At 62.6% G+C, this 22016-nt stretch carries 23 protein-coding genes; 13 read left to right on the top strand and 10 right to left on the bottom strand.

Translation table 11 applies throughout. From position 1 onward, the window contains the following. Positions 1-235 precede the first annotated feature (235 nt). The 6 genes from ACESYO_RS09335 (at position 236) to clpB (ending at position 7458) form a co-directional block, all read left to right on the top strand. Positions 236-1258: a molybdopterin-binding protein gene (locus ACESYO_RS09335; RefSeq protein ID WP_276870733.1), complete on the top strand. Its 1023-nt coding sequence runs from the start codon at positions 236-238 to the stop codon at positions 1256-1258. A gap of 28 nt (positions 1259-1286) precedes the next feature. Then, positions 1287-1757 (top strand): cyclic pyranopterin monophosphate synthase MoaC, encoded by a 471-nt coding sequence (moaC, locus tag ACESYO_RS09330; protein ID WP_276870735.1) that lies wholly within the window; start codon positions 1287-1289, stop codon positions 1755-1757. A 108-nt stretch (positions 1758-1865) separates the two neighbouring features. Beyond that, positions 1866-2756, top strand: coding sequence for a molybdate ABC transporter substrate-binding protein (gene modA, locus ACESYO_RS09325; RefSeq protein ID WP_276870736.1), 891 nt, complete (start codon positions 1866-1868; stop codon positions 2754-2756). A gap of 238 nt (positions 2757-2994) precedes the next feature. Next, on the top strand, positions 2995-3660 hold the full coding sequence (gene modB / locus ACESYO_RS09320; protein ID WP_276870737.1) for a molybdate ABC transporter permease subunit: 666 nt from the start codon (positions 2995-2997) through the stop codon (positions 3658-3660). Continuing rightward, positions 3657-4700 (top strand): sulfate/molybdate ABC transporter ATP-binding protein, encoded by a 1044-nt coding sequence (locus ACESYO_RS09315; RefSeq protein ID WP_132587293.1) that lies wholly within the window; start codon positions 3657-3659, stop codon positions 4698-4700. Before modB ends, ACESYO_RS09315 begins: the two co-directional genes overlap by 4 nt. Before the next feature lie 157 nt (positions 4701-4857). Then, the gene (gene clpB / locus ACESYO_RS09310; protein WP_276870741.1) at positions 4858-7458 is read left to right on the top strand and encodes an ATP-dependent chaperone ClpB; all 2601 of its coding nucleotides are present in this window, start codon (positions 4858-4860) and stop codon (positions 7456-7458) included. 356 nt (positions 7459-7814) lie between these two features. Here clpB and ACESYO_RS09305 read toward each other — a convergent pair whose 3' ends face one another. From ACESYO_RS09305 to ACESYO_RS09275, 7 genes are all read right to left on the bottom strand, one after another. Further along, the gene (locus tag ACESYO_RS09305; RefSeq protein WP_058962860.1) at positions 7815-8480 is read right to left on the bottom strand and encodes an SdpI family protein; all 666 of its coding nucleotides are present in this window, start codon (positions 8478-8480) and stop codon (positions 7815-7817) included. Continuing rightward, on the bottom strand, positions 8470-8751 hold the full coding sequence (locus tag ACESYO_RS09300) for an autorepressor SdpR family transcription factor (RefSeq protein ID WP_058962861.1): 282 nt from the start codon (positions 8749-8751) through the stop codon (positions 8470-8472). The genes ACESYO_RS09305 and ACESYO_RS09300 overlap by 11 nt, the downstream gene beginning before the upstream one ends. A gap of 170 nt (positions 8752-8921) precedes the next feature. Continuing rightward, on the bottom strand, positions 8922-9698 hold the full coding sequence (locus tag ACESYO_RS09295; protein ID WP_373209849.1) for a hypothetical protein: 777 nt from the start codon (positions 9696-9698) through the stop codon (positions 8922-8924). Beyond that, a complete protein-coding gene (locus ACESYO_RS09290) occupies positions 9686-10969 on the bottom strand; it encodes a M56 family metallopeptidase (RefSeq protein ID WP_373209848.1) in 1284 nt (427 codons plus the stop codon). The genes ACESYO_RS09295 and ACESYO_RS09290 overlap by 13 nt, the downstream gene beginning before the upstream one ends. Before the next feature lies 1 nt (position 10970). Continuing rightward, on the bottom strand, positions 10971-11360 hold the full coding sequence (locus tag ACESYO_RS09285) for a BlaI/MecI/CopY family transcriptional regulator (protein WP_058962863.1): 390 nt from the start codon (positions 11358-11360) through the stop codon (positions 10971-10973). Positions 11361-11481: 121 nt separating this feature from the next. Next, the gene (locus ACESYO_RS09280; protein ID WP_058962864.1) at positions 11482-12342 is read right to left on the bottom strand and encodes a hypothetical protein; all 861 of its coding nucleotides are present in this window, start codon (positions 12340-12342) and stop codon (positions 11482-11484) included. A 16-nt stretch (positions 12343-12358) separates the two neighbouring features. Then, the gene (locus ACESYO_RS09275) at positions 12359-13876 is read right to left on the bottom strand and encodes a hypothetical protein (protein WP_058962865.1); all 1518 of its coding nucleotides are present in this window, start codon (positions 13874-13876) and stop codon (positions 12359-12361) included. Between the two features lie 252 nt (positions 13877-14128). On the opposite strand from ACESYO_RS09275, the gene ACESYO_RS09270 reads away from it, so the two are divergent. Further along, the gene (locus ACESYO_RS09270; RefSeq protein ID WP_082669476.1) at positions 14129-15478 is read left to right on the top strand and encodes an MATE family efflux transporter; all 1350 of its coding nucleotides are present in this window, start codon (positions 14129-14131) and stop codon (positions 15476-15478) included. Positions 15479-15537: 59 nt separating this feature from the next. Here ACESYO_RS09270 and ACESYO_RS09265 read toward each other — a convergent pair whose 3' ends face one another. Then, entirely contained in the window at positions 15538-15864 is a 327-nt protein-coding gene (locus ACESYO_RS09265) for a hypothetical protein (RefSeq protein WP_058962866.1), read from the bottom strand. A 129-nt stretch (positions 15865-15993) separates the two neighbouring features. On the opposite strand from ACESYO_RS09265, the gene ACESYO_RS09260 reads away from it, so the two are divergent. Together ACESYO_RS09260 and ACESYO_RS09255 are read left to right on the top strand one after the other, a co-directional pair. Beyond that, positions 15994-16641, top strand: a complete 648-nt coding sequence (locus tag ACESYO_RS09260; protein ID WP_132587292.1) for a nucleotidyltransferase family protein — start codon at positions 15994-15996, stop codon at positions 16639-16641. A 22-nt stretch (positions 16642-16663) separates the two neighbouring features. Next, positions 16664-17377: a LytR/AlgR family response regulator transcription factor gene (locus tag ACESYO_RS09255; protein WP_058962868.1), complete on the top strand. Its 714-nt coding sequence runs from the start codon at positions 16664-16666 to the stop codon at positions 17375-17377. Positions 17378-17630: 253 nt separating this feature from the next. On the opposite strand, the gene yqeB is transcribed toward ACESYO_RS09255, so the two are convergent. Both yqeB and yqeC read right to left on the bottom strand, forming a co-directional pair. Continuing rightward, positions 17631-18431, bottom strand: a complete 801-nt coding sequence (gene yqeB / locus ACESYO_RS09250; RefSeq protein WP_058962869.1) for a selenium-dependent molybdenum cofactor biosynthesis protein YqeB — start codon at positions 18429-18431, stop codon at positions 17631-17633. Further along, positions 18428-19153, bottom strand: coding sequence for a selenium cofactor biosynthesis protein YqeC (gene yqeC / locus ACESYO_RS09245; protein ID WP_058962870.1), 726 nt, complete (start codon positions 19151-19153; stop codon positions 18428-18430). The genes yqeB and yqeC overlap by 4 nt, the downstream gene beginning before the upstream one ends. A gap of 161 nt (positions 19154-19314) precedes the next feature. Here yqeC and ACESYO_RS09240 point away from each other — a divergent pair, with 161 nt between their 5' ends. From ACESYO_RS09240 to ACESYO_RS09225, 4 genes are all read left to right on the top strand, one after another. Then, positions 19315-20079, top strand: a complete 765-nt coding sequence (locus tag ACESYO_RS09240; protein WP_058962871.1) for a threonine/serine exporter family protein — start codon at positions 19315-19317, stop codon at positions 20077-20079. Positions 20080-20081: 2 nt separating this feature from the next. Next, positions 20082-20528, top strand: a complete 447-nt coding sequence (locus ACESYO_RS09235; RefSeq protein ID WP_058962872.1) for a threonine/serine exporter family protein — start codon at positions 20082-20084, stop codon at positions 20526-20528. A 21-nt stretch (positions 20529-20549) separates the two neighbouring features. Then, positions 20550-21242 carry an AlbA family DNA-binding domain-containing protein gene (locus tag ACESYO_RS09230; protein WP_373209847.1) on the top strand — a complete coding sequence of 231 codons (693 nt, stop codon included), beginning with the start codon at positions 20550-20552 and terminating at the stop codon, positions 21240-21242. 162 nt (positions 21243-21404) lie between these two features. Beyond that, a complete protein-coding gene (locus ACESYO_RS09225; protein WP_373209846.1) occupies positions 21405-21944 on the top strand; it encodes an ATP-binding protein in 540 nt (179 codons plus the stop codon). The last annotated feature ends 72 nt before the right edge of the window (positions 21945-22016 follow it).

Here is a 22016-nt window from a genome sequence, read left to right as displayed (position 1 = left end):
GGCCGGGGAAATAAGTCATTCTTTTTACCCGTTATTTCTCTTGTGAAACAACGCCTTCTGTGCTACAATCAGAAAAGAACCAGCCTGCGGCACCCGCAGGCGAAACGGCGGAACCGCCGTAAGCCTCGACGCATCCATCTGCGCCGCCGGATTCAGATTTTTAAAACACATTTTTCCGGCGCTTGCCTGCACAGGGCGGCCGGTATTTCGGATTCATTCACGGGAGGGCTTGTTTATGAAACTGATGAAGACCGAGGACGCGGTGGGCCAGGTGCTCTGCCACGACATCACCCAGATCATTCCCGGGGTCAAAAAGGGCCCCGTGTTCAAAAAGGGTCATGTGATTACTCCTGAGGACGTGCCGGTTCTGCTGAGCGTGGGCAAGGATCACATCTACATCTGGGAGAACGACGAAAACCACCTGCACGAGAACGACGCGGCCGAGATTCTGCGTCAGCTGTGCCAGAACGAATACATGAGCGCCAGCGAGCCCAGCGAGGGCAAAATCGAGCTGACCGCCCAGGTGGACGGCCTGTTTCTGGTGGACACCGAGCGGCTGTTCCGCCTGAACCGGCTGGGCGAGGTGATGGTGGCCTGCCGCCACGGCGGCTTCGCGGTGAAAAAGGGCGACAAGCTGGCCGGCATGCGGGTGATCCCGCTGGTGATCGAGACTGCCAAGATGGATGCTGCCCGCGCCGCTGTGGGAACCGAGCCCCTGTTCCGGCTGGTGCCCTTCCGGGAGCTGAAGGTGGGCGTGGTGACCACCGGCAACGAGGTATTCTACGGCCGCATTCAGGATTCCTTCACTCCGGCGATTGAACAGAAGCTGGCGGAATACGGCTGCCGGATGGCCTGGCACACCGTTCTGAACGATGACCACGAGAAGATCACCGCCGCCGCCAACGAGATGCTGCGCGAGGGCGCGGACATGGTGCTGTGCACCGGCGGCATGAGCGTGGACCCGGACGACAAGACCCCGCTGGCCATCAGGAACACCGGCGCCCGCGTTGTGAGCTACGGTGCGCCGGTGCTGCCGGGAGCCATGTTCCTTTTGGCCTACGCCGAGGGCGACCGCCCGGTGTGCGGCCTACCCGGCTGCGTGATGTACGCCAAGCGCACCATCTTTGATCTGGTGCTGCCCTATCTGGTGGCAGGCGTACCGGTGAGCGCCGATCAGCTGGCCGCTTACGGCAACGGCGGGCTGTGCCTGAGCTGCCCGGTGTGCACCTTCCCCAACTGCGGCTTCGGCAAGGCCTGACCCATTCTTTTATAAAAGGAGCATTCTTATGCCGTTTACCCATTTAAATGAAAAGGGCGAAGCCATCATGGTGGACGTGACCGACAAGGCCGTGACCCACCGCACCGCCGTCGCCTCCGGGCGCATCTCCATGAGCGCCGAATGCTATCAGGCCGTGAAGGAGGGCAGCGCCAAAAAGGGCGACGTGCTGGGCGTGGCCCGGGTGGCGGGCATCATGGCCACCAAGCACACCTCCGACCTGATTCCTTTGTGCCATGTGCTGGCGCTGACCAAGTGCGCCGTTGATTTTACTCTGGACGACGAAAGCCACTCCATCACCGCCCGCTGCACCGTGCAGTGCGAGGGCAAAACCGGCGTGGAGATGGAGGCGCTGACCGGCGTTTCCACCGCGCTGCTCACCGTTTACGACATGTGCAAGGCCATGGACAAGCGCATGGTCATTTCCGACATCCACCTCTGCGAAAAGCAGGGTGGTAAAAGCGGCAACTTCGTGTTTTAAGCCGCACATTCGCCCCCGCGATTGTTCCTTTTGCTTCAGCTCTGTGTAAATCCACAGGGTTTGAAAATAAAATTCTCTGAAATATGAGAACAAAAAGGAGTTTTATCCATGAAAAAGGCATTCGCACTGGCCGCAGCCTTCGCGCTGGCGTTCTCGCTGGCAGGCTGTGGCGGCGGCGCATCTTCCGCCGCTTCCCCCTCTTCTGCCGTGTCCGCCGGTTCCGGCGCGGCGTCCGCTTCTCAGGCCGAGACCGGGGGCGAACCGGTGGAGCTGACGGTGTTTGCCGCCGCCAGCCTGACCGAGACCCTGAACCAGATCGCCGAGGACTGCAAGACCGTGGCCCCCAATGTGACCCTGACCTTCAACTTCGATTCCTCCGGCACCCTGAAAACCCAGATTCAGGAGGGCGCAGTCTGCGACGTGTTCCTCTCCGCCGGGCAGAAGCAGATGGATCAGCTGGACAAGACCGCTGACGCCAGCGTGAACACCGAAGGGCTGGACTTCGTGGCCGAGGGCACCCGGGTGAACCTGCTGGAAAACAAGGTTGCCCTGTGCGTGGCCGAGGGCAGCGACGCAGCCATCGCCAGCTTTGACGATCTGGCCAAAGCACTGGAAGGCAGCGACATTTTGATGGCCATGGGCAACAGCGACGTGCCGGTGGGCCAGTACACCCAGCAGATCCTTGCCTACTACGAGCTGGACGAGGAAGCACTGGCAAACGCCGGCAAGATTACCTACGGCTCCAACGTAAAGGAGGTCACCACCCAGATCACCGAGGGCAGCGTGGACTGCGGCGTGGTCTACTGCACCGACGCCTTCAGCGCCGGAATCACCCCGGTGGACTACGCCACCGAAGAGATGTGCGGCCAGGTGATCTACCCCGCCGCCGTGCTGAACGTTTCCCAGCACAGCGAGGAGGCGCAGGCCTTCCTGGACTATCTGCAGACCGATGCGGCCATGCAGGTATTTGAGGAAGTGGGCTTCTCCCCTGTAATATAAAAGGCACCTCCGCACAATTTACGCCCAAGGGCTCAGGTGGCGTATCGCACCAAAATTTCCCGTGCTATTTTCCAAAAATGCTCGCCAAGCCACCAAGGCTTGGCTGTGCTTTTTGGTTCATATCACAAAAAATTTTCCGGCGCGCTCCACCACCTGAAATTATGCGGAGCCGCCTGAAACAAACAAAACGGGGCAAGGCAGGCTGCCTTGCCCCATTTTTCGGATTGGAGTTTTTTCCATGGACTGGTATCCCCTCTGGAACTCGCTGCGCATTGCTGCCATCAGCAGTGTGCTGGTGTTCTTTTCCGGCATCTTTGCCGCCTACTATGTGGCCCGGCTGCCCCGGCTGGGGAAGGGCCTGCTGGACGTGGTGCTCACCCTGCCGCTGGTGCTGCCCCCCACGGTGGTGGGCTATTTTCTGCTGCTGGTGTTCGGGGCCAAACGGCCGCTGGGCATCTTCCTCGCCAATTTCGGCATCAAATTCGTGATGACCTGGTACGGCGGCATCCTCACCGCGGCGGTGGTGGCCTTCCCCCTGATGTACCGCACCGCCCGCGGCGCGTTCGAGAGCTTCGATGAGCGTCTGACGGACGCAGGCCGCACACTGGGGCTTTCCAACACCTATATTTTCTGGCGGGTGCGCATGCCCGCCTGCCGTCAGGGCATTCTGGCGGGCGCGGTGCTGGCCTTTGCCCGGGCTCTGGGCGAATACGGCGCCACCAGCATGCTCATCGGCTACACCCCCGGGCGCACCGCCACCATCTCCACCACCGTATACCAGCTCTGGCGCACCGGCGATGACGCAGCCGCCTTTGCCTGGGTGCTGGTAAATCTGGCCATCAGCGCGGCGGTGCTGCTCACCGTGAACCTGCTGGAGCAAAAGCAAAGGAGGCGCGCCCCATGAGCCTGTTTGTGGACATCGAAAAGGATCTGGGTTCCTTTCATTTAAAGGTATCGCTGGAAACCGACGGCGGCATCACCGGCCTGCTGGGCGCTTCCGGCTGCGGCAAAAGCATGACCCTGCGCTGCATCGCCGGGGTGGAAACGCCGGCCCGGGGCCGCATCGTGCTGGATGGCCGCACCCTCTTTGACTCCGAGCAGCGCATCAACCTGCCGCCCCAGCAGCGGGGGGTGGGGTATCTGTTCCAGAGCTATGCCCTCTTCCCCACCATGACCGTGCGCCAGAACCTGCTGGCCGGGCTGCACCGGGAAAAGGACAAGGCCAGGAAGCAGACTCTTTACCGGCAGGCGGTGGAGTTGCTGGGCCTTGCCGGGCTGGAGCAGCGCCGCCCGGCTGAATTATCCGGCGGGCAGCAGCAGCGGGTGGCGCTGGGGCGGATTCTGGTAAACCGGCCCCAGGTGCTTTTATTAGACGAACCCTTCTCCGCGCTGGACAGCCATTTGCGGGAGCAGCTGCAGCTGGACATGCTGCGGGTGCTGAAGGATTTTTCCGGCGACGTGCTGCTGGTGACCCACAGCCGGGACGAAGCCTACCACATGTGCGGCCGGCTGGCCATTCTGGACGAGGGCCAGCTGCTGCGCTGCGGGGCCACCAAGGAGGTATTTGCCGACCCGGGCAGCCGGGCGGCGGCGCGGCTCACCGGCTGCAAGAACATCGCGGCGGCCCGGCGCACCGGCCCCAATACCGTCTGGGTGGAGGACTGGGGCATCCAGTTCACCACCGCCCGCCCGGTGCCGGAGGATCTGTGCGCCATCGGCATCCGGGCCCACTACTTCCACCCCAAGGCCCCGGCCAACCGGTTCGAGGTGGAATACACCGGCCAGATCGAGGAGCCCTTCGAGTGGATCATCCAGATGCGCACCCCGAACCAGACCCCCGGCACGCCGGACATCTGGTGGCGCATGGCCAAGGACAAGCGCCCGAACCCTCTGCCCGCCCAACTGGGCGTGGCACCGGAAAATATTCTGTTGCTCACCCGCTGAGGATTCAGCGGGCAGCCGCCCGGAAAAATGTTAATTTTTTGTGAACCCTCTTGACAAGTAAAAGCAGCGGTTTTACAATGTTAGCAGTCGAGGCACGAGAGTGCTAAAACAAACAAGAATTCTTACTTTGTTCGGTAATGAAAAGGGGGCTTGCCCAATGAACACCAACAAATTTACACAAAAAACGCTGGAAGCGCTGCAAAGCGCCCAGCAGACCGCCATTGAATATCAGAACCAGACTCTGGAGCCTGAGCACTTGCTCTTTGCGATTGCTAATCAGGAACAGGGCCTGATTCCCCAGCTGCTGCAGAAGATGGGCGTGGAGCCCGGCAACTTTGTTTCCGCCGCTGCCCAGAAGATTTCCCTTCTGCCCCATGTGACCGGCTCCGGCCGTGAGGCGGATAAGATTTACATCTCCGCCGCCACCGACAAGGTGCTGAACGCGGCCGAGAGCACCGCCACCGCCATGAAGGACGAATATGTGAGCGTGGAGCATGTGTTCCTGGCTCTGATCGAGAACCCCAACAGCGCGGTGGCCGAGCTGATGAAGCGTTTCTCCATCGACAAGAACAAATTCCTGAGCGTTTTGTCCGGCGTGCGGGGCAACCAGCGGGTGACCAGTGACCACCCGGAGGATACCTACGACGTACTGAAAAAGTACGGTCAGGAACTGGTTGAGCTGGCCCGTCAGCAGAAGCTGGACCCGGTGATCGGCCGTGACACCGAAATCCGGAACGTGATCCGCATCCTGAGCCGTAAGCGCAAGAACAACCCCTGCCTGATCGGTGAGCCCGGCGTGGGCAAAACCGCCATCGCCGAGGGCCTTGCCCAGCGAATCGTGCGGGGCGACGTGCCCGAGAACCTGAAGGACCGCAAGGTATTCAGTCTGGACATGGGCGCTCTGGTGGCCGGTGCCAAGTACCGGGGCGAATTTGAGGAGCGTTTGAAGAGCGTATTGCAGGAGGTGAAGAAGAGCGAAGGCCAGATCATCCTGTTTATCGACGAGCTGCACACCATTGTGGGCGCGGGCAAAACCGACGGCGCCATGGATGCGGGCAACCTGCTGAAGCCTCTGCTGGCCCGTGGCGAGCTGCACTGCATCGGCGCCACCACGCTGGACGAGTACCGCCAGTATATCGAGAAGGATCCGGCTCTGGAACGCCGGTTCCAGCCGGTGATGGTGGATGAGCCCACCGTGGAGGACACCATCTCCATCCTGCGTGGCCTGAAGGAACGCTACGAGGTGTTCCACGGCGTAAAAATTCAGGACAGTGCCCTGATCGCCGCGGCTACCTTGTCCAACCGTTATATCTCTGACCGGTTCCTGCCGGACAAGGCCATCGACCTGGTGGATGAGGCCTGCGCCATGATCCGCACCGAGATGGATTCCATGCCCGCCGAGCTGGACGATCTGCGCCGCAAGATCATGCAGCACGAGATCGAGGAGGCCGCCCTGAAGAAGGAGACCGACACCCTGAGCGCCCAGCGTCTGGCCGCCCTGCAAAAGGAGCTGGCCGAGATGCGCGAGCAGTTCAAGGCCATGAAGGCCCAGTGGGACAACGAAAAGAGCAGCATCGGCAAGGTGCAGAGCATCCGCGAGCAGATCGAGCAGACCAATGCGGCCATCGAAAAGGCCGAGCGGGAGTACGATCTGAACAAGGCCGCCGAGCTGAAATACGGCAAGCTGCCCGAACTGCAGAAGCAGCTGGCCGAAGAGGAAAAGAAGGCCGAGGCCGCCGGTCAGACGCAGGACAACCTGCTGCGTGACCGGGTGACCGACGAGGAGATCGCCCGCATCGTGGCCCGCTGGACCGGCATCCCGGTGGAGAAGCTGGTGGAAGGCGAGCGGGAGAAACTGCTGGGCCTGGAGGACATCCTGCACAAACGGGTGATCGGCCAGTCCGAAGCGGTGACCAAGGTGAGCGAGGCCATCCTGCGCAGCCGGGCCGGCATCGCGAATCCCAACCGCCCCATCGGCAGCTTCCTCTTCCTGGGCCCCACCGGCGTGGGCAAAACCGAGCTGGCCAAGGCGCTGGCGCAGGCATTGTTTGACGACGAAAAGAACATGGTTCGCATCGACATGACCGAATACATGGAGAAATTCAGCGTCAGCCGTCTGATCGGTGCGCCTCCGGGCTATGTGGGCTATGAGGAGGGCGGCCAGCTCACCGAAGCAGTCCGCCGCCATCCTTACAGCGTGGTGCTGTTCGACGAAGTGGAAAAGGCCCACCCGGATGTGTTCAACATCCTCCTGCAGGTGCTGGACGACGGCCACATCACCGACAGCCAGGGCCGCGTGGTGGACTTCAAGAACACCATCATCATCCTGACCAGCAACCTGGGCAGCCAGTATATTCTGGAGGGCATCGGCGAGGACGGCCAGATCAGCGAGGACGCCCGCAAAGCAGTGGACGGCCTGCTGAAGAGCCAGTTCCGCCCGGAGTTCCTGAACCGGCTGGACGAAATCGTTTTCTACAAGCCTCTGACCAAGGCCGAGATCGGCGGCATCGTGGAGCTGCAGCTGGACGACCTGCGCAAACGGCTGGCCGACAAGCAGCTGAATCTGGCGGTGACCGACGCGGCGAAGGACTTCATCATCGAGGAAGGCTACGACCCCATCTATGGCGCCCGGCCGCTGAAGCGGTTCATCCAGAGCCGTGTGGAAACCCTGATCGCCAAAGAGATCATCGGCGGCGTGCACAACACCGGCGATACCCTGACCGTGGACGTGGAGAACGGCGCGCTCATTCTGCGCTGATTCGCCCCTTTCCCGAATCGCAACAGAATGCAAAAAAATCCCCGTGGTCTTAGCCGGTGTGGCATAAGAAAACAACGGTTCTGCCGTAGGGTTTTGGCGCACAAAATGTTCAAAGGGGCGGGCAAGCCATCAAGGCTTGCGCCGCCCCTTTTCGCACTTTCTGCATCCAAAATCCTGGGGCAGAACTGCACAGCACCGGAAAAGAGCTGATTTTGATGGGAGTGCAAGGAAAAGACCCGCAGGCACCCTTGGTGGTTGTCAAGGGGCTTTGACGCTGCAATCCCGCAAAAACAGCTCTTTTCCGGCGTCGTTTTCTTATGTCACCCCGGCATTTTTGCCACGGGGATTTTTTGCATTTATCGCATGATTTTTTTGAACACCAGAAAAGAGTAAACGAAGATCCACGCCGTGCCGCCCAGCACCACCACCAGCAGCGCACCAAGGGCGAGCCCCTCCCCCAGCGCCTTTGCAAACAGGCCCAGGAACAGCAGGGCCACGCCCATCACCACAAAGGTGATACCGCCCATGCGCTGGGTCCGGTTCCAGTTGTGCTTGTCCGCCAGCGCCCAGGGGGTGCGGCAGCCGAAGGTGTAGTTCTGCTTGATGCGGGGCATGTAGTTGCCCAGCAGGATGAACAGGATGCCGATGCCGCCGCTCACCAGCACGCCCACAAGGCTGCTGCCGTCCGGCAGCACGTTGTAAACGGTGAGCTCGCTCAGCCAGCTGATGCCGCACATGAACAGCACAATGCCCGCCAGAAAACCCCGATAGATGCCGCCGAACTTTTGAAAGTTCTCGCTGCGGGGGTCGATCTTCGGCACCACCGCGATCAAAAGCAGAATCGCCGCTGGAATCAGCGCGGTAACCAGCACCATGTATTTCGGGCCCCAGCCATCCACCTGGCCGTCAAAGCCCCAGTGCATGGGCACGGTATCCGGCAAAGAGGGATAAAAGCACAGGTGGGCAACGAAGTTCACAAGGCACACCGCCCCCAGCGCAATCAGAAGTTTTTTATTGTTCATCGTTTTCGCCTCCCCTGGCAAAACCCATATCGTAAAACCATTTCATCAATTCCTGAAACACCGTCAGGTTCAGGCAGTACACGATGTTCTGCCCCCGCCGCTCGTCGGTGACCAGGCCCGCCGCCTTCAAAATGCTCAGATGGTGGCTGATCGAAGGCTTCGCCATCTGAAACTGGGCGGCAATGTCGCCCGCGGTCATCTCGCCGCCGCTGAGCAGCTCCAGAATGTGCCGCCGGGTCGGGTCCGCCAGCGCCTTGAACGCATCGCCCATGCTCACAGGCCTCCTTTCGCCCTTGTTCGGGCCGCTTGCTTTTGTTTTTTGATATTTATATAACTTTCTAAATATCTTTACAGCTTCAGTATAGCACAGGGCCGGGGTACTGTCAAGGGCAGAAACAGGGACGCGGCATATTCCGCCGCGTCCCTGTTCGCTTTGCGCCATCATGCGGCCATCACATCGCAGCTGACCACCCGCCAGCTGCTGTCTTTGTTTTCGATATTGTTCATCCGGTAGAAGTAGCCGTATTCCGGCACCAGACCCTGGGCGTCGCGGTACTGCCACAGCACCACCACATAGTCCCTTCCCTGTCGATAGACCTGAGTAAACCGACTTGCGGGCTCTGGTCCCTCCAAAAGGCCGCCCATTGCTTTCAGCTGCCAGCCTCCCTGCTCCTCATGGCACATTTCGTCCAGCACCTCCGGCGTGGGCTGGTAGTCCGAAATGCCCAGATAGCGCTCGGCTGCATCTGCCAGCTGTTCCAGCGTGGCCGGCTGGCCTTCGGCCAGTTCCCTCTCCTGCTCCATACGCACAAACAGGTAGGCCAGCTGCGCACCGGCGCCAATCTCCTCCGTGCCGGCAAAATCGTCTCTGCTCAGCCAGCCCCGCACCAGCTTTATTTCATCCTGCAGCTCTTCCAGCTGTGCCGCATCCAGCCCCGGCGCGCCATGCCGGTCAAGGTCGCTCTCCGGCTGCATTTTCCAGATGCAGCCCTCGTCATAAAAGCTGTCCATTCCATCGTGGAAGGTAAGCCAGTAGATATGCTGCCCCTCCGGCAGCGGGGTATTCCCCCGTTTTTCCACATCCAGATCCACGAACACCCGGTAGCTCCCGTCCTGCTCGGTCAGCCCCACCGCACCGCTGTTCAGCTCCAACCCGGAAATGTCCGAAAGAGCGTAAAAGCCCGCATCGTACATCGGCTCCCCGCTCAGGGCAAGCACCGGTTCACCGCCTGCTGGTCGCCGTGCTTGAGCGCGTCCACCAATGCGAAGGCGTTCCGGTAACCCTGTGCAGTCACCGGATCGGTCTCTGCGATGCGGGCGGCCGTGGCTTCCATATCCTCTGGCGGCTCTTCGTTTTCCCCTGCGGATGTGCCGGGAGACAACTCACTTGCCGCCGGTTCGGAAGTTACGCTGGAGGCCGCAGCGGAAACCGGCTCCGAGGCGCTTTCCCCGCCGGGAACCTGCACCCGCAGCCCGCAGCAGCACAGCAATGCAAGCAGGGCCATCAGACCGAACACCGCCGCCCCCTTTTTGCCCCTCACCGGCCGCATCACCCGGGCAAAGCGGCGCATGATCTGCTCCTTTTCCAGCGCAAACCGGGTGGACAGCACCGGTGCGGGCTGCCCGGCAGCGCCGATGGCATGGAGCAGCGCCTGGCAGTAGGCCTGCCGCCACTGGGGCGGGCGGTTTGTCACCACCGTTTCGTCGCAGGCCAGCTCGATCTCCCGCTGGGCCTGCCCGGCCATCCAGTGCACCAGCGGGTTGAACCAGTGCACCGCCCGCGCCAGCAGGATCAGCAGCTTGCGCTGGATGTCCCGTCGGCGGCAGTGGGCCATTTCATGGGCGCAGATCATCGCCAGCTCCTCCCGGGGCGGCAGGTTTTTCGGCAAAAGCAGGGTGGGCGAAACCATCCCCGCCACCATGGGGCTGGCCACCAGCGGGCTCTGCCGCACCCTCGGCTGGCTGGAAAGACCCGCCTCAATGGCGGCGGCGCGAACCATCGGCTCCACCCAGGCGGGGGCAGGCCGCTCCCAGCGCTTCACCGCATGCCGCCAGCGAAGGTACGCCGCTGTTTGAACCGCCAGCATTCCCGTCGCACCCAGCAGCCATACCACGGCAGCAGCAGTCAGTGGGCTGGGCAGCGTCAGCCCTGCGTGTACCTGCCCCTCCCCGGCCAGGCCGACTGTTTCATCGGACATCGTAGTTTCCGGGCCGGTCTGCCTCTGTGACCGCGGCGGCGCCGCCATGGGCCGGACAGCCGCTTCGGGCACCTCCAGCACCACGCCGGGGCGGCTGTCCACCGCTGTGCCTGCCGGAAGAAGCCCCGCCAGCGGCAGGATCAGCAATGCCGCCAGCAGCAGGGTCCAGACCCGGCAGCGCCAGCGGGCGCAGACCCGCTTTTCCAGCCGCTTTTGCACAAGAGCCCACACCAGCCCCGCCGCACTGCCGCCGACGCTCACCGCTGCCACCGATAAAAACAGGGCGTTCATCTCACTCTTCCTCCTGTTTCAGCTCTTCCAGATAATCTGCCAGCTCCTGCACCTCCTGCCGGCTCAGCGCATGGCACTGATGCAGCGCGGCGATCAGATTCTTTGCGCTGCCGCCAAACATGCGCCCCAGCGCGCTCTGGCTCTCCACCTGAATATACTCCTCCCGGCTCACCAGCGGCCGGATCCGATAGGCCCGGCCCTGCTTTTCCCGCTCCAGAAAGCCCTTCTGCTCCAGCCGGGTGAGCATGGCCAGAATGGTGGTGGGCGCCCACTGCTTTTTGCTGCCCAGCAGCTGCTCCAGCTGGGTGCGGGTCACCGGCTCCCGGGCCGCCCAGACCGCCTTCATGACCTCCAGCTCAGCGTCCGGCAGGCGTTTGATTTTATTGTCCATCCGGTTCACCTCTATTTTCTACACTTGTAGTATCTAATTATATTCTACGGTTGTAGAATATATTCTGTCAAGCCCCAGGCAAACAAAAAAGAGGCCCCGGGGGCCTCTTTTTCTCAAATGCTCATTCCACGGTGATGCGGCAGGGCAGCACGCTGCCCTCGTCGGTTTTCCAGTAGAACCAGTCGCCGTCAAAGCGCAGTTCGCTTTCGGTGTGCAGCGGGTCCGGCTGGGTGCTGGTCAGCTGAATCAGCTGCCGGCCGTCCTGATCGGTGATGGTCAGGGTGCTTTTTCCCTTCTCGTCGGTTTGCAGCGTCAGCCGGGCCAGCGCCGGGGTGGTCAGCTCGGTGCCCTGGGCGTTGTAGCGGCGGATCTTCTCCCCCACCAGCACATAAACGCCCTCGCCTTCCGGGTCCGTCCACCAGACTTCCGCCCCTTCCGGCGGCTGCACCGGCTGGGCGGTGGGCAGCGGCGGGGCGATCGTTTCCTGATAGGCCCACATGGCGGCAAGATTGTCGAACTGGGATTCCAGTTTGGTGTTGCCGTCCAGATCGGAAAAGCCCCACAGCCCGCCCTCGTACCAGGGGACCATGTCCGCCCCGGACAGATAGGCATAGTTTTCCGCCAGCCAGTCCATTCGCTGCCACAGGCCGGTGTCATCCGCCGGGCCTTCATAACCGCCCTTCCGGCCCTGCTGCAAAACCGTGTCTGCATCGGCGGCATACAGGGGCTTGTACTCGCCCCCCGCCGCCCGGTAGCCCGCCTGGCCCTGACTGTATACAAAGGCCCAGTCGCCGGTGAACGCGCCGAAATATTCGTACCCATCATACAGACCGGGATGCTGGGTGACCACCGCGGTGCCCTCCGCCGGCTTCAGGGCGCGCAGCTGTGTCGTGCTTTGGGAAGCAGCCTGCTTTCCGGCACAACCGCACCCCAGAAGCAGCAGCGCCGCCGCCAGAAGCAAAGCGCATCGTTTCATGCCCATGGGCGTTTCTCTCCTTTCAGCTGTTGCGGCGGTACAGCACATAACTTGCGTAGTCCGTAAACTGCTGTTCGCCGCTCACCGCGGTGTACTGCTCGTCCAGCAGCTGCTGGACCGTATCCTCCACCGGGCCGGATACCACCAGCCATTTGGATGGCTCCTTCGTCAGGAACTCATTGATCTCGCTGCGCATGGAAGGATCCTCCGCGGCCTGCCAGTCCTGATGAATGAAATACCGCTGGCAGGGCTGGATGTCCGCCGCCAGATACCACTGGGCGTCCACATTGTAGCCCAGCACCGAATCCCGCTCTTCCTCCGGAATCACCGCCGCAGCCGCCCGGGCCGCATTGTTGTAGGGTTGCGTCTCATAGGGGTATTTGGCCATGAAGCTGTCCGTGCTCCAGCCGGGCAGACGGATCAGCAGGCTCACCGCCCACAGCGCACACAGCGCCGGGGCCGCAAGGGCCAGCTTTTTGCCCCTGCCCGTGCGCACAAGCTCCGCCGCCAGCACAAAGGCCAGCGGGATCAGCGGGGTTACAATCATGAAATAATGTACATAGGGCCGGTTGGTGAACAGCACATACATGCTCAGCGCCCCGCTCAGCAGCCCGCCCCAGGCCAGCAGATCGTTTTTGCGCCGCACAAGGGCCGCAATGCAGAGCACCGCCAGCAGAAACAGGGGCGCGCCGAAATCCGTGAGCACCCGGCTCAGGGTACTCGCCGCCCACTGGCTGTTTGCATAATACTCCCGGATGGAAAACTCCGTGGCATAAAAAATATTGTACCCGATGGTACCGTAGAGCATGTCCGCCAGCGAACCCTTGCAGGCAAAATACACCGCAAAGGGCCCGGTGAGCAGCGCAAAGCCGCCCAGAAAGCCGCCCATGTTGGCCAGAAGGTTTTTCCACTGGCGGCCTGCCAGCAGCGCCAGAGCGATCACCAGCACATAGCTGCACACCGCCACCGCACTGGTGACCCGCAGCATCAGAATGGCCGCGAAGGACGCGCCGTACACCGCCGCCCACTGCCAGGGATGGGGCGCGGCGGGATCCTTTTTGCGGGCAAGGCACCAGCGCGCCGCCAGATACAGGCTCACCGCCAGAAAGGGCAGGCTGTATTCCTCGGTCATGTTGCCCTCGTCGAAGGTGCGGGCCAGATACACCAGCGCCAGCGCCGCGGCCCCCGCCGCCCAGGGGCGGGAAAGCCCGGTGCGCCCCAACCGGTACAGCCCCCATACGGTCACGGCAAGGCTCACCGTCTGCACCACAAGGATGCCCGCCCGGCCGTGGAGCCAGTAGCCCACCGCATCCACAAAAAAGATCAGCGGGCCCTTGTGGTCGAACAGCCGGGCATAGGGGGTGACTCCTTCGGCCCAGTACTTGCCGATGGTCTGAAAGATAGCGGAGTCAAACCCGCAGTAGCCGGGATACAAAAAGCTGGTGGAGTAGGAAAACCGCAGCACAAACGCGGCCGCCAGCGCCAGAACCGCCAGTGCGGCGGCGGCCAGCCGGGCGATGCGGGGAATGTTCCTGTTCAAAAAGCGCCCTCCTTTGCGGCGTGTTTTCTGTGCGGGCGGCATCGGCCGCCCACATGCAAAAATCCTTTATCAGGGTAACACAAACCCCCTCAAAAGTAAACCGAAACCACCGGCGGAGTAATTGTGCATAAATTCAGCGCCCATGTTCTGGAAGAATCGTCGAAATTCCAACTGTAAAGCGAAAATTGTTTGCGCTATAATGTTTCTGGTTTTACAAGGCGGCCGCCGGCCGCCCATAGAGGAGGAATCGTTTTGAGCCGAAAAATCACCATTGCGGGGCACGAGTTCTCGCTGCTGGCCATGACCTGGCCGGTCTTTATCGAGCTGCTGCTGCAGATGCTGGTGGGCAACATCGACCAGATCATGCTCAGCCGCTACAACGCCACCGCCGTTGCCGCGGTGGGCAACGCAAACCAGATCATGACCACCCTGATCCTCACCTTCAACGTGATCAGTCTGGCAGCCACCATCATGCTCAGCCAGTATCTGGGCGCACGGGAATACGACAAGGTGGAACAGATCTACACCCTGGCCGTCTGTTTGAATCTGGTCGTAAGTCTTGTGATCACCACCGGCCTGCTTCTGGGTGCGGACGGGCTGTTCAGCCTGATGCAGGTGCCCATGGAGGCCCGGCCGGAGGCCAAAAGCTATCTGCTCATCACCGCCCTCAGCCTGCCCTGTCAGGCACTGATGCTCACCTTCAGCGCCTTTCTGCGGGCGCACGCCAAGATGCTGGTCATCATGCTGAGCACCGGCGTCATCAACCTGATCAACATTGTGGGCAACACCGCCTTCATCTACGGCCTCGGCCCCATGCCTCAGCTGGGCGCGGCGGGCGCGGCCATCTCCACCAGCATCTGCCGCACGGTGGGCATGCTGATGATGATCTTTGCTTTCTTCCACACGGTGCAGAACGCCCGGGTGAGCCTGAAGGTGCTGCGCCCCTTCCCCACCGGACTGCTCAAGCGGTTTCTGGGCATCGGCCTGCCGGCCGGCGGCGAGGGCCTTTCCTACAATCTTTCCCAGTCCACCAGTCTGGTGTTCGTGAACCTGATGGGCACCTTCGCGGTAACCACCCGCATGTACTGCGTGATGTTCGCTCAGGTGTGCTACATGCTCATCAGTGCGGTGAGCCAGGCGGTGGCCATTGTGGTGGGCTACTGCGTGGGCGCGAAGGATTTCGACCAGGCCGACCGCCAGAACTGGAAGGTGCTGAAAACCTTCACCCCCATCACCCTGATCATCGCGGCGGTGCTGGCCGTCTTTTCTCAGCCGCTGCTGAGCCTGTTCAGCAGCGACCCTCAGGTGATTGCACTGGGCCAGAAGGTGATGATCGTGGAGGTCATTCTGGAGCTGGGCCGCTGCTTCAACATTGTGATGGTGCGCAACCTGCAGGCGGTGGGCGACGTGCGCTTCCCGGTGCTGGTGGGCATCGCCAGCCAGTGGATCGTGGGCGTGGGTGTGGCCTGGCTGCTGGGCATCCATTTCGGGCTGGGCCTCGTGGGCGTCTGGATGGCCTTCGCGCTGGACGAAAACCTGCGGGCGGTAATCTTTGTCATCCGCTGGAAGCGGGGCGGCTGGCGGCACATCAAAACCGTGTGATTCTTTTCAAACAGCAAAAGGGAGCATCCCGGCCGGGGCGCTCCCTTTTGCTGTTTTTCTCAGCCCTCGCCGCTTTCCTCCTTCGGCGGGGTGTAGGGTTCGGTGGTGAAAAAGCCCAGCTTGCTTTCGATCTCTTCCCGGCTGTGGCTGTCGAACTCCTCCTTCAGCCAGGCGATGGCCTGAGCCACGCCTTCCTCGCCAAAGGCAAAGCGCCGCTCCTTCACATCCTTTGTCTTTTCCATGCACCAGACACCCATCCAGCACCAGGCGGCCAGCTCATCGCCGTCACGCAGGACCTTGTAATTGAACTGCCCCGCGTTGCCGGATACCGGATTCTTGTTTTTGTACCACTGCATGGGGTAGTTGGGATAGTTGAAATGGATCATGCCGCCTTCTCCTTTTTTGCGCCCGGCACGCGGGTGTTTTCTTTATTATACGGTCTTTGTGCCAAAAAAGCCATCCAAAGGCCCCGCTTGCATCCCTGACTGAATTATATTACAATAAGAAGCAAAACAGTGACGTCCGTCACCCGTGCGCTGTGCGCGGAATCCATCCGAAGGGGGCGCATCGCCGTGAAGATCGGCTGCATGATCCTGGCCAGCGGCCAGGGCAGACGTTTTGGTTCCAACAAGCTGCTGGCTGATCTGTGCGGCCAGACCCTGCTGACCCACACGCTGAAGCACCTGCCTGCCGGCGTATTCTTTAAAACGCTGGTGGTAACCCGCTGGCCTCAGGTGGCAAGGCTGTGCGCCGATCAGGGCGTTGCCTGCCTGCTGCATGACCGGGAGGACCGCAGCGACGTGATTCGTCTGGGCATCCGTTACATGGAAGGCATGGACGGATGCCTGATCTGCCAGGGCGACCAGCCCCTGTGCCGGCCGGAAAGCCTTACCCGGCTGAAGGAAGCCTTCCGCCGCCAGCCCCGGTGCATTCACCGGCTTGCCTGGCAGGGGGTGGGCGCAAGCCCGGTGCTGTTCGGCGCGGAGCATTTTGCCGCGCTGGCCAGTCTGCCGCCCAGAACCGGCGGCAGCGCCGTTCTGAAGGCGGCGCCGCAGCTTGTGTGCCTCACCGAGGCAGAGGATCCCCTGGAACTGTGGGACGCCGATACCCCCGAAGCCCTGGAGCGCATTGCCCGGGCCCTGCAAAGCCAATCGTTACCCTGAGCCCCAAAGGAGTGTCCCTGCCATGCTGTTTGCCATCTGCGACACGCAGCCTGCCGATGCGGAATCCATTTCCGCCCTGCTTCATGAATATCTGGAGCGGTATGATCTTCCCTGCCGGGTGGAGCGTTTCTCCCGCCCGGAACAGTTGCTGGCATTCTGCCGCACCTGCGCATGTACCGCCGTATTTCTGCAGGTACACTCCGCCGGATGCCCCAATCTGGAAATTGCCGCCCAGCTGCGGGCGCTGAGCCCGGAAACCCCGGTGATTCTGACCTCCGACACACTGGACTGCGCGCCGGACGGCTACCGGGTGCGGGCCTTCGCCTATCTGCTCAAGCCCCAGCTGCCCCAGAGCTTCACCGCCTGCATGGACAGCCTGTGGAATGCGTTGTTCTCCCCCACCAACACCCTGTGCCTGCGGGCGGATCGGGAGGATGTGTTTCTGCCGCTGGAGCAGATTCTCTATTTCGAGGCTTCCGGCCATTCGGTCACCGCCTTCTTCTCCTCTTCTGCACTCTGGACCACCCGAAAATTCCGGGTGTCGATTCAGGAGATTGCAAATCAGCTGGAGGGGCGCGGCTTTCTGCGGGTGCAGCGCAGCTTCGTGGTAAATCTGCGGTATGTGGAGCGGTTTTCCAACTACACCGTTCTGCTGAAAACCGGCCAGACCATTCCGGTAAGCGTGAAGCAGTTCTCCCAGCTGCGGCGGGAGTTTCTTATCTGGCAGAACAGCTGAAACCGGCTCACCCGGCCACCGGCGAAAACCCTTATTTTGTGTCGCATCGCCTTGATTCTGTGCATATTTTGTTCTTTATTGCCTTAAGTATGTTATAATAATAGTACGCAGTTCCGGTTTGGGTGGAACTGCGGGGAATTGCACGATCTCTTCGGAGTCGGTCAAGGGAACACAGGCCGCCGCGCACCTTACGGTACGCGGCGGCCTGTGTTTTTCCGTCTTTTTCGGTATTCTGCGTCCTGTACAAAACGCCTCACTGCATCCGGCTGCCGTAGCGGCGCAGAATCGCCTCCAGCACGCCGCCGGCCACCGCCCGGGCCTTGTCCGAGATGGTGGTGTAGTCCGCCTCCCGGCCCCGGGGATCCACGTCGCCGCACTTGAAGCCCGGCGTCACCTGGATGCCCTCGTGCAGCATGCCCCGGATCATGCCGGGAATCTGCACCTTCAGCTCCACGCCATCCACCCGGGCCACCGTCTGACCGGCCTGGACCAGATCACCGATGGCGCACAGCGGCTCGAACCGGCCGCTGACGGTGCTGCGGATGATCCGCTCGCCGGTGTAGCCCATGATGTTGCCGGGCAGGCCGGAGTTTGGGGCGGCAGGGCCCTCTTCGATCACCCGGCCCAGCCGGTGGCCCCGCTTTGTTTCCACCACATAGTGGCAGTCCTGCCCGGCGCAGAAGCCGGGCCCCACCCCGATCACCAGCGGCGCGTCAGTGATGACAGTACCCAGATTTTTCTTGGCCAGCACCGCGTCCACCACGGCGGCAGGCTGCAGGGCTTTGATACACTTCCCCTCCGGATCCGGGATTACTGCCACGCAGCGCTCTGCCAGCGCCGCCCGGGCGGATTCCAGATCCGGGCAGGCCACCGCGATCACACCTTCCACAGTGTATCTTCCTTCCTCCAGCGCGGTGGAGAAGGCCACCGTGCGGCGGATGCAGGTGGGCCGGGGCAGGTCGGTCATGGCCACATCAAAGCCACACTGCCACAGCCGCCAGCCGATGCCGGTGGCAATGTCGCCGGCGCCTCGAATCACGATCAGCATACTCATTCCTCTTTCCATTCTCTTTTTTGCAGTGCGGCGCTCACCACAGGGGCGCCGCTTGTTTCTTTCACGGCCTGTACCACCCGGCAAAGCTGCGCCGGATCGCAGGCATCGCTCTGGTTCAGCAGGATCACAAACCGCCGCCCTTCGGTGGCTTTGGCAAGGCCCCAGGGCTCGGCAGCCAGCCGGGCCAGCAGCTCCGGCGTTACCGGGTTTTCCGGTTCCACCCCCAGCCGCCGGGCGGCCAGCCCGGCCCGGAAGCACACCGCTTCCAGCGGGTGGTTCAGGCTTTTCAGCCCCAGCACGCCCACCACCAGCTCCGTTTTGACGGGCAGGGCGGGCTCCCGGTCTCCCGGTGTTTTGCAGGGCAGGCGGCGGGAACCGTCCGCCTCGACCAGTACATACTCTGCCAGCTCCAGCAGCCCCTTCACCTGTGCATCGCTCACTCCGGTCCGCTTGCCCCGCTCGTCCAGCGGCCCGGCAGCCACCGCCAGCCCGGTGCGCTCCAGCGCCGCGGCAATGCCTGCTGTATCCTCCGGCGAAAACACCGGGCCATACCGCCCGGCATCCGGCGGAAATATATGGGTGGTGGTGGTCACGATCACCCGCCTGCCCGCTTCGGCCAGCTCTTCGGCCAGCGTCAGCATGGCAGTGGTCTTGCCCCCCGCGCCCACCAGCGCGGTTACGCCGGGGCGCACATCCAGAAGCTGTGTCAGTGTTCTGCTCATGGTCTGCTCCTTTCCCCGATTCCGTTCATCCGTTGTGTAACTTTCAGTATAACGAAATCCGCCCTCCGGTGCAAGAGGGCAGCCGCCGGGTTTCGCTTGTAACCGGCTGCAAACCGCCGTATAATAAAAGGGCAAAATCCGCCCGTAAAGGAGGCCCCGCCATGGAGGACCGCGATCTTATTTTTGAAACCGTATCCCTCGCGGGCGAGATCCTGCTGGCCTCCGGGGCCGAAATCTCCCGGGTGAGCGATACCATGGAACGCATCGCCCGGGCTTACGGCAACCCCGGGCTGGATACCTTTATTTTAAGCAACGGCGTGCTGCTTTCCACCGGGGGCGGGCCCCGCCGCTATCAGGCCCGGGTGCGGCACATTCCGCTGGGCGGCGGCCGGCTGGACCGGATCGACGCGGTGAACCAGCTTTCCCGGGAAATTGAGCTGGGGCTGCACACCCCCGCCGAAGCCCACGAGCGGCTGGAAGCCATCCGAGCCATGCCCTCCAAGCCCCGCTGGCAGCAGGTGCTGGCCTCCGGCGTGGGCAGCGCCTCCTTCGGCTACCTGTTCGGCGGCACCGGCTGGGATGCCGCCGCGGCCTTTTTGTGCGGGCTGGTGCTGTATCTTTACTTTCTGTATCTGGTACGGGGGCGGCTTTCCAAAATTGCCATGAACATCAGCGGCGGGGCGCTGGTCACCCTGTGCGCGCTGATTCTGACTCATTTCGGCATCGGCACCAATCTGGAAATGGTCACCGCCGGCGCGGTGGTGCCGCTTCTGCCCGGCGTGGCCTTCACCAACGGCATCCGGGACATTGCCGACGAGGACTATATCTCCGGCAGCGTTCGCCTGCTGGACGCCATTCTGGTGGTGGCCTGCCTCGCCCTGGGTGTGGGCGCGGTGATGGCCGCCTACACTGCGTGGGGGGTGTGAGCATGCAGCGTTTTCTCTGTGAGGTACTGGCCGCAGGCATCGGCACGGTGGCCTTTGCCCTGATCTTCCATGTGCCCACCCGGTATTATCTGCGCTGCGGCATCACCGGCGCGGCAGGCTGGCTGGTCTATCTGCTCTTCAAGCCCCTCTGGGGGGTGCTGCCCGCCATCTTTCTGGCCACCTTTGCGGTGCTGTGCATCTCCCGGTTTTCGGCGGTGCAGCTGCGCTGCCCGGCCACCATTTTCCTGATTGCGGGCATCTTCCCGCTGGTGCCCGGTCTGGGCATCTACCAGACCGCCTACGCCATGGTGAATAACGCCACCGCCGAGGCGGGGCAGATCGGCTTTGCCACCCTGAAAACCGCCATCGCCATGGTGCTGGCCATCCTGCTGGGGCTGGAGCTTCCGGGCAGCTGGTTCCGCCGTCTGGCCAGCCACTGGTCAAAATGACTCCTTGTTGAGGTACCGCCTATGATCGACCTTGCCCACCTGGAAAAATACCGGGAGAACAACCGCCTGGAGGCAAAACGCGCCCAGGGCGGGCTGCCCCGCAGCATCTGGGAAACCTACTCCGCCTTCGCCAACTCCTTCGGCGGGCTGATTCTGCTGGGCGTGATCGAAACCGAAAACAAAACCCTCGCTTCGGTTCCTCTGCGGGACCCGGAAGAACTGGTACGCCAGTTCTGGCAGATTGTCAACGACCCGGCCCGGGTGAGCGCCAACATTCTGCGCTCCACCGACGTGTGGGTGGACGAGAGCGGCGGCAACCGGATTGTGATCATCCATGTGCCCCGTGCCGACCGCCACAACCGGCCGGTGTATCTGGGCACGGATCCCTTCTCCGGCGCTTACCGGCGGGGCGGGGAGGGAGATTACCACTGCTCCGCCGAGGAGGTGCGGGCCATGATGCGGGATCAGGCAGACCTGCCCCGGGATCTGGCCCCGCTGGAGGGGCTGGATCAGAACGCCCTCTGCCCCGCCGCGGTGACCCGTTACCGGGCCCGGCTGCTGCGCTGCCGCCCCGGCCATGTGTGGGGCGAGCTGAGCGACGCGGGCCTTTTGCTGCGTCTGGGCGCACTGACCCGGACGCAAAACGGGGCGCTCTACCCCACCGCCGCCGGGCTTCTGCTGCTGGGCGAAGCGTGGGCCATCCGTTCGGTGTAGCCCCATTTCCGCCTTTCCTACCGGGAGCAGCTGCAGCCCGGCCTTGCCTGCCGCCTGCGGTCGGACGGCACCGGCTGGAACGGCGCACTGTTTGACTTTTACTTTGCGGCGGCCCACCGCATCTGCGCCGATCCCCGCCTGCCCGGCCCGGCAGATCATCCGGTGCAGCTGGCGGTGCGGGAGGCGCTGGCCAACGCCCTGATTCACGCGGATTATCAGGATCCCCGGGGCCTGACCATTGAAAAGCGGAGCCACCAGCTCTACATCACCAACCCGGGCTGCTTCCGGGTGGAGCCGTCCAGCGCACTGGCTGGCGGCATCAGCGATGCCCGTAACCCGGGCCTGAGCGAGCTGTTCCGGCTGGTGGGTGTGGGGCAGCGGGCGGGCAGCGGCCTGCCCCAGATTCAGGCGGTGTGGCGGCTGCAGGGCTGGGAGGAACCCTCCATCCGGGAAGATATGCGCCCCGGTGCCACCTGCCTGCGCCTGACCTTTGCGCCCCGGCCCGCCCTGCCTCCCCGGCCTGCCGCCAGCGGCAGCCAGGCATTGCTGGAATACCTGACCGATCAGGTGAGCGCCAGCCCGGCCCAGCTGGCGGGAGCGCTGCGTCTGAGCTCCCGTCAGGTCTGCCGGATGCTGGCCCGGCTGGCGGCCATCGGCGCGGTGGAACCTGCCGGAGCGGGCAGTTGGCGGCTGAAACAATAAAACGCAAAAACAGAAAACACCGGCGGGCGGTATCCTATGGATACCGCCCGCCGCAGCCTGTCGAAAAAGGCC

Source organism: Allofournierella massiliensis, assembly GCF_964241245.1.
Lineage (GTDB): Bacteria > Bacillota > Clostridia > Oscillospirales > Ruminococcaceae > Allofournierella > Allofournierella massiliensis.
The sequence above is the reverse complement of the archived record's forward strand: the minus strand, read 5'-3'. Positions and strand labels throughout refer to the sequence as shown.

What these genes read in the sequence shown, in the direction of transcription:
- ACESYO_RS09335 (WP_276870733.1), top strand. Translation starts at nt 236, where the DNA reads ATGAAACTGATGAAGACCGAGGACGCGGTGGGCCAGGTGCTCTGCCAC.
- moaC (WP_276870735.1), top strand. Translation starts at nt 1,287, where the DNA reads ATGCCGTTTACCCATTTAAATGAAAAGGGCGAAGCCATCATGGTGGAC.
- modA (WP_276870736.1), top strand. Translation starts at nt 1,866, where the DNA reads ATGAAAAAGGCATTCGCACTGGCCGCAGCCTTCGCGCTGGCGTTCTCG.
- modB (WP_276870737.1), top strand. Translation starts at nt 2,995, where the DNA reads ATGGACTGGTATCCCCTCTGGAACTCGCTGCGCATTGCTGCCATCAGC.
- ACESYO_RS09315 (WP_132587293.1), top strand. Translation starts at nt 3,657, where the DNA reads ATGAGCCTGTTTGTGGACATCGAAAAGGATCTGGGTTCCTTTCATTTA.
- clpB (WP_276870741.1), top strand. Translation starts at nt 4,858, where the DNA reads ATGAACACCAACAAATTTACACAAAAAACGCTGGAAGCGCTGCAAAGC.
- ACESYO_RS09305 (WP_058962860.1), bottom strand. Translation starts at nt 8,480, where the DNA reads ATGAACAATAAAAAACTTCTGATTGCGCTGGGGGCGGTGTGCCTTGTG.
- ACESYO_RS09300 (WP_058962861.1), bottom strand. Translation starts at nt 8,751, where the DNA reads ATGGGCGATGCGTTCAAGGCGCTGGCGGACCCGACCCGGCGGCACATT.
- ACESYO_RS09290 (WP_373209848.1), bottom strand. Translation starts at nt 10,969, where the DNA reads ATGAACGCCCTGTTTTTATCGGTGGCAGCGGTGAGCGTCGGCGGCAGT.
- ACESYO_RS09285 (WP_058962863.1), bottom strand. Translation starts at nt 11,360, where the DNA reads ATGGACAATAAAATCAAACGCCTGCCGGACGCTGAGCTGGAGGTCATG.
- ACESYO_RS09280 (WP_058962864.1), bottom strand. Translation starts at nt 12,342, where the DNA reads ATGGGCATGAAACGATGCGCTTTGCTTCTGGCGGCGGCGCTGCTGCTT.
- ACESYO_RS09265 (WP_058962866.1), bottom strand. Translation starts at nt 15,864, where the DNA reads ATGATCCATTTCAACTATCCCAACTACCCCATGCAGTGGTACAAAAAC.
- ACESYO_RS09255 (WP_058962868.1), top strand. Translation starts at nt 16,664, where the DNA reads ATGCTGTTTGCCATCTGCGACACGCAGCCTGCCGATGCGGAATCCATT.
- yqeB (WP_058962869.1), bottom strand. Translation starts at nt 18,431, where the DNA reads ATGAGTATGCTGATCGTGATTCGAGGCGCCGGCGACATTGCCACCGGC.
- yqeC (WP_058962870.1), bottom strand. Translation starts at nt 19,153, where the DNA reads ATGAGCAGAACACTGACACAGCTTCTGGATGTGCGCCCCGGCGTAACC.
- ACESYO_RS09240 (WP_058962871.1), top strand. Translation starts at nt 19,315, where the DNA reads ATGGAGGACCGCGATCTTATTTTTGAAACCGTATCCCTCGCGGGCGAG.
- ACESYO_RS09235 (WP_058962872.1), top strand. Translation starts at nt 20,082, where the DNA reads ATGCAGCGTTTTCTCTGTGAGGTACTGGCCGCAGGCATCGGCACGGTG.
- ACESYO_RS09230 (WP_373209847.1), top strand. Translation starts at nt 20,550, where the DNA reads ATGATCGACCTTGCCCACCTGGAAAAATACCGGGAGAACAACCGCCTG.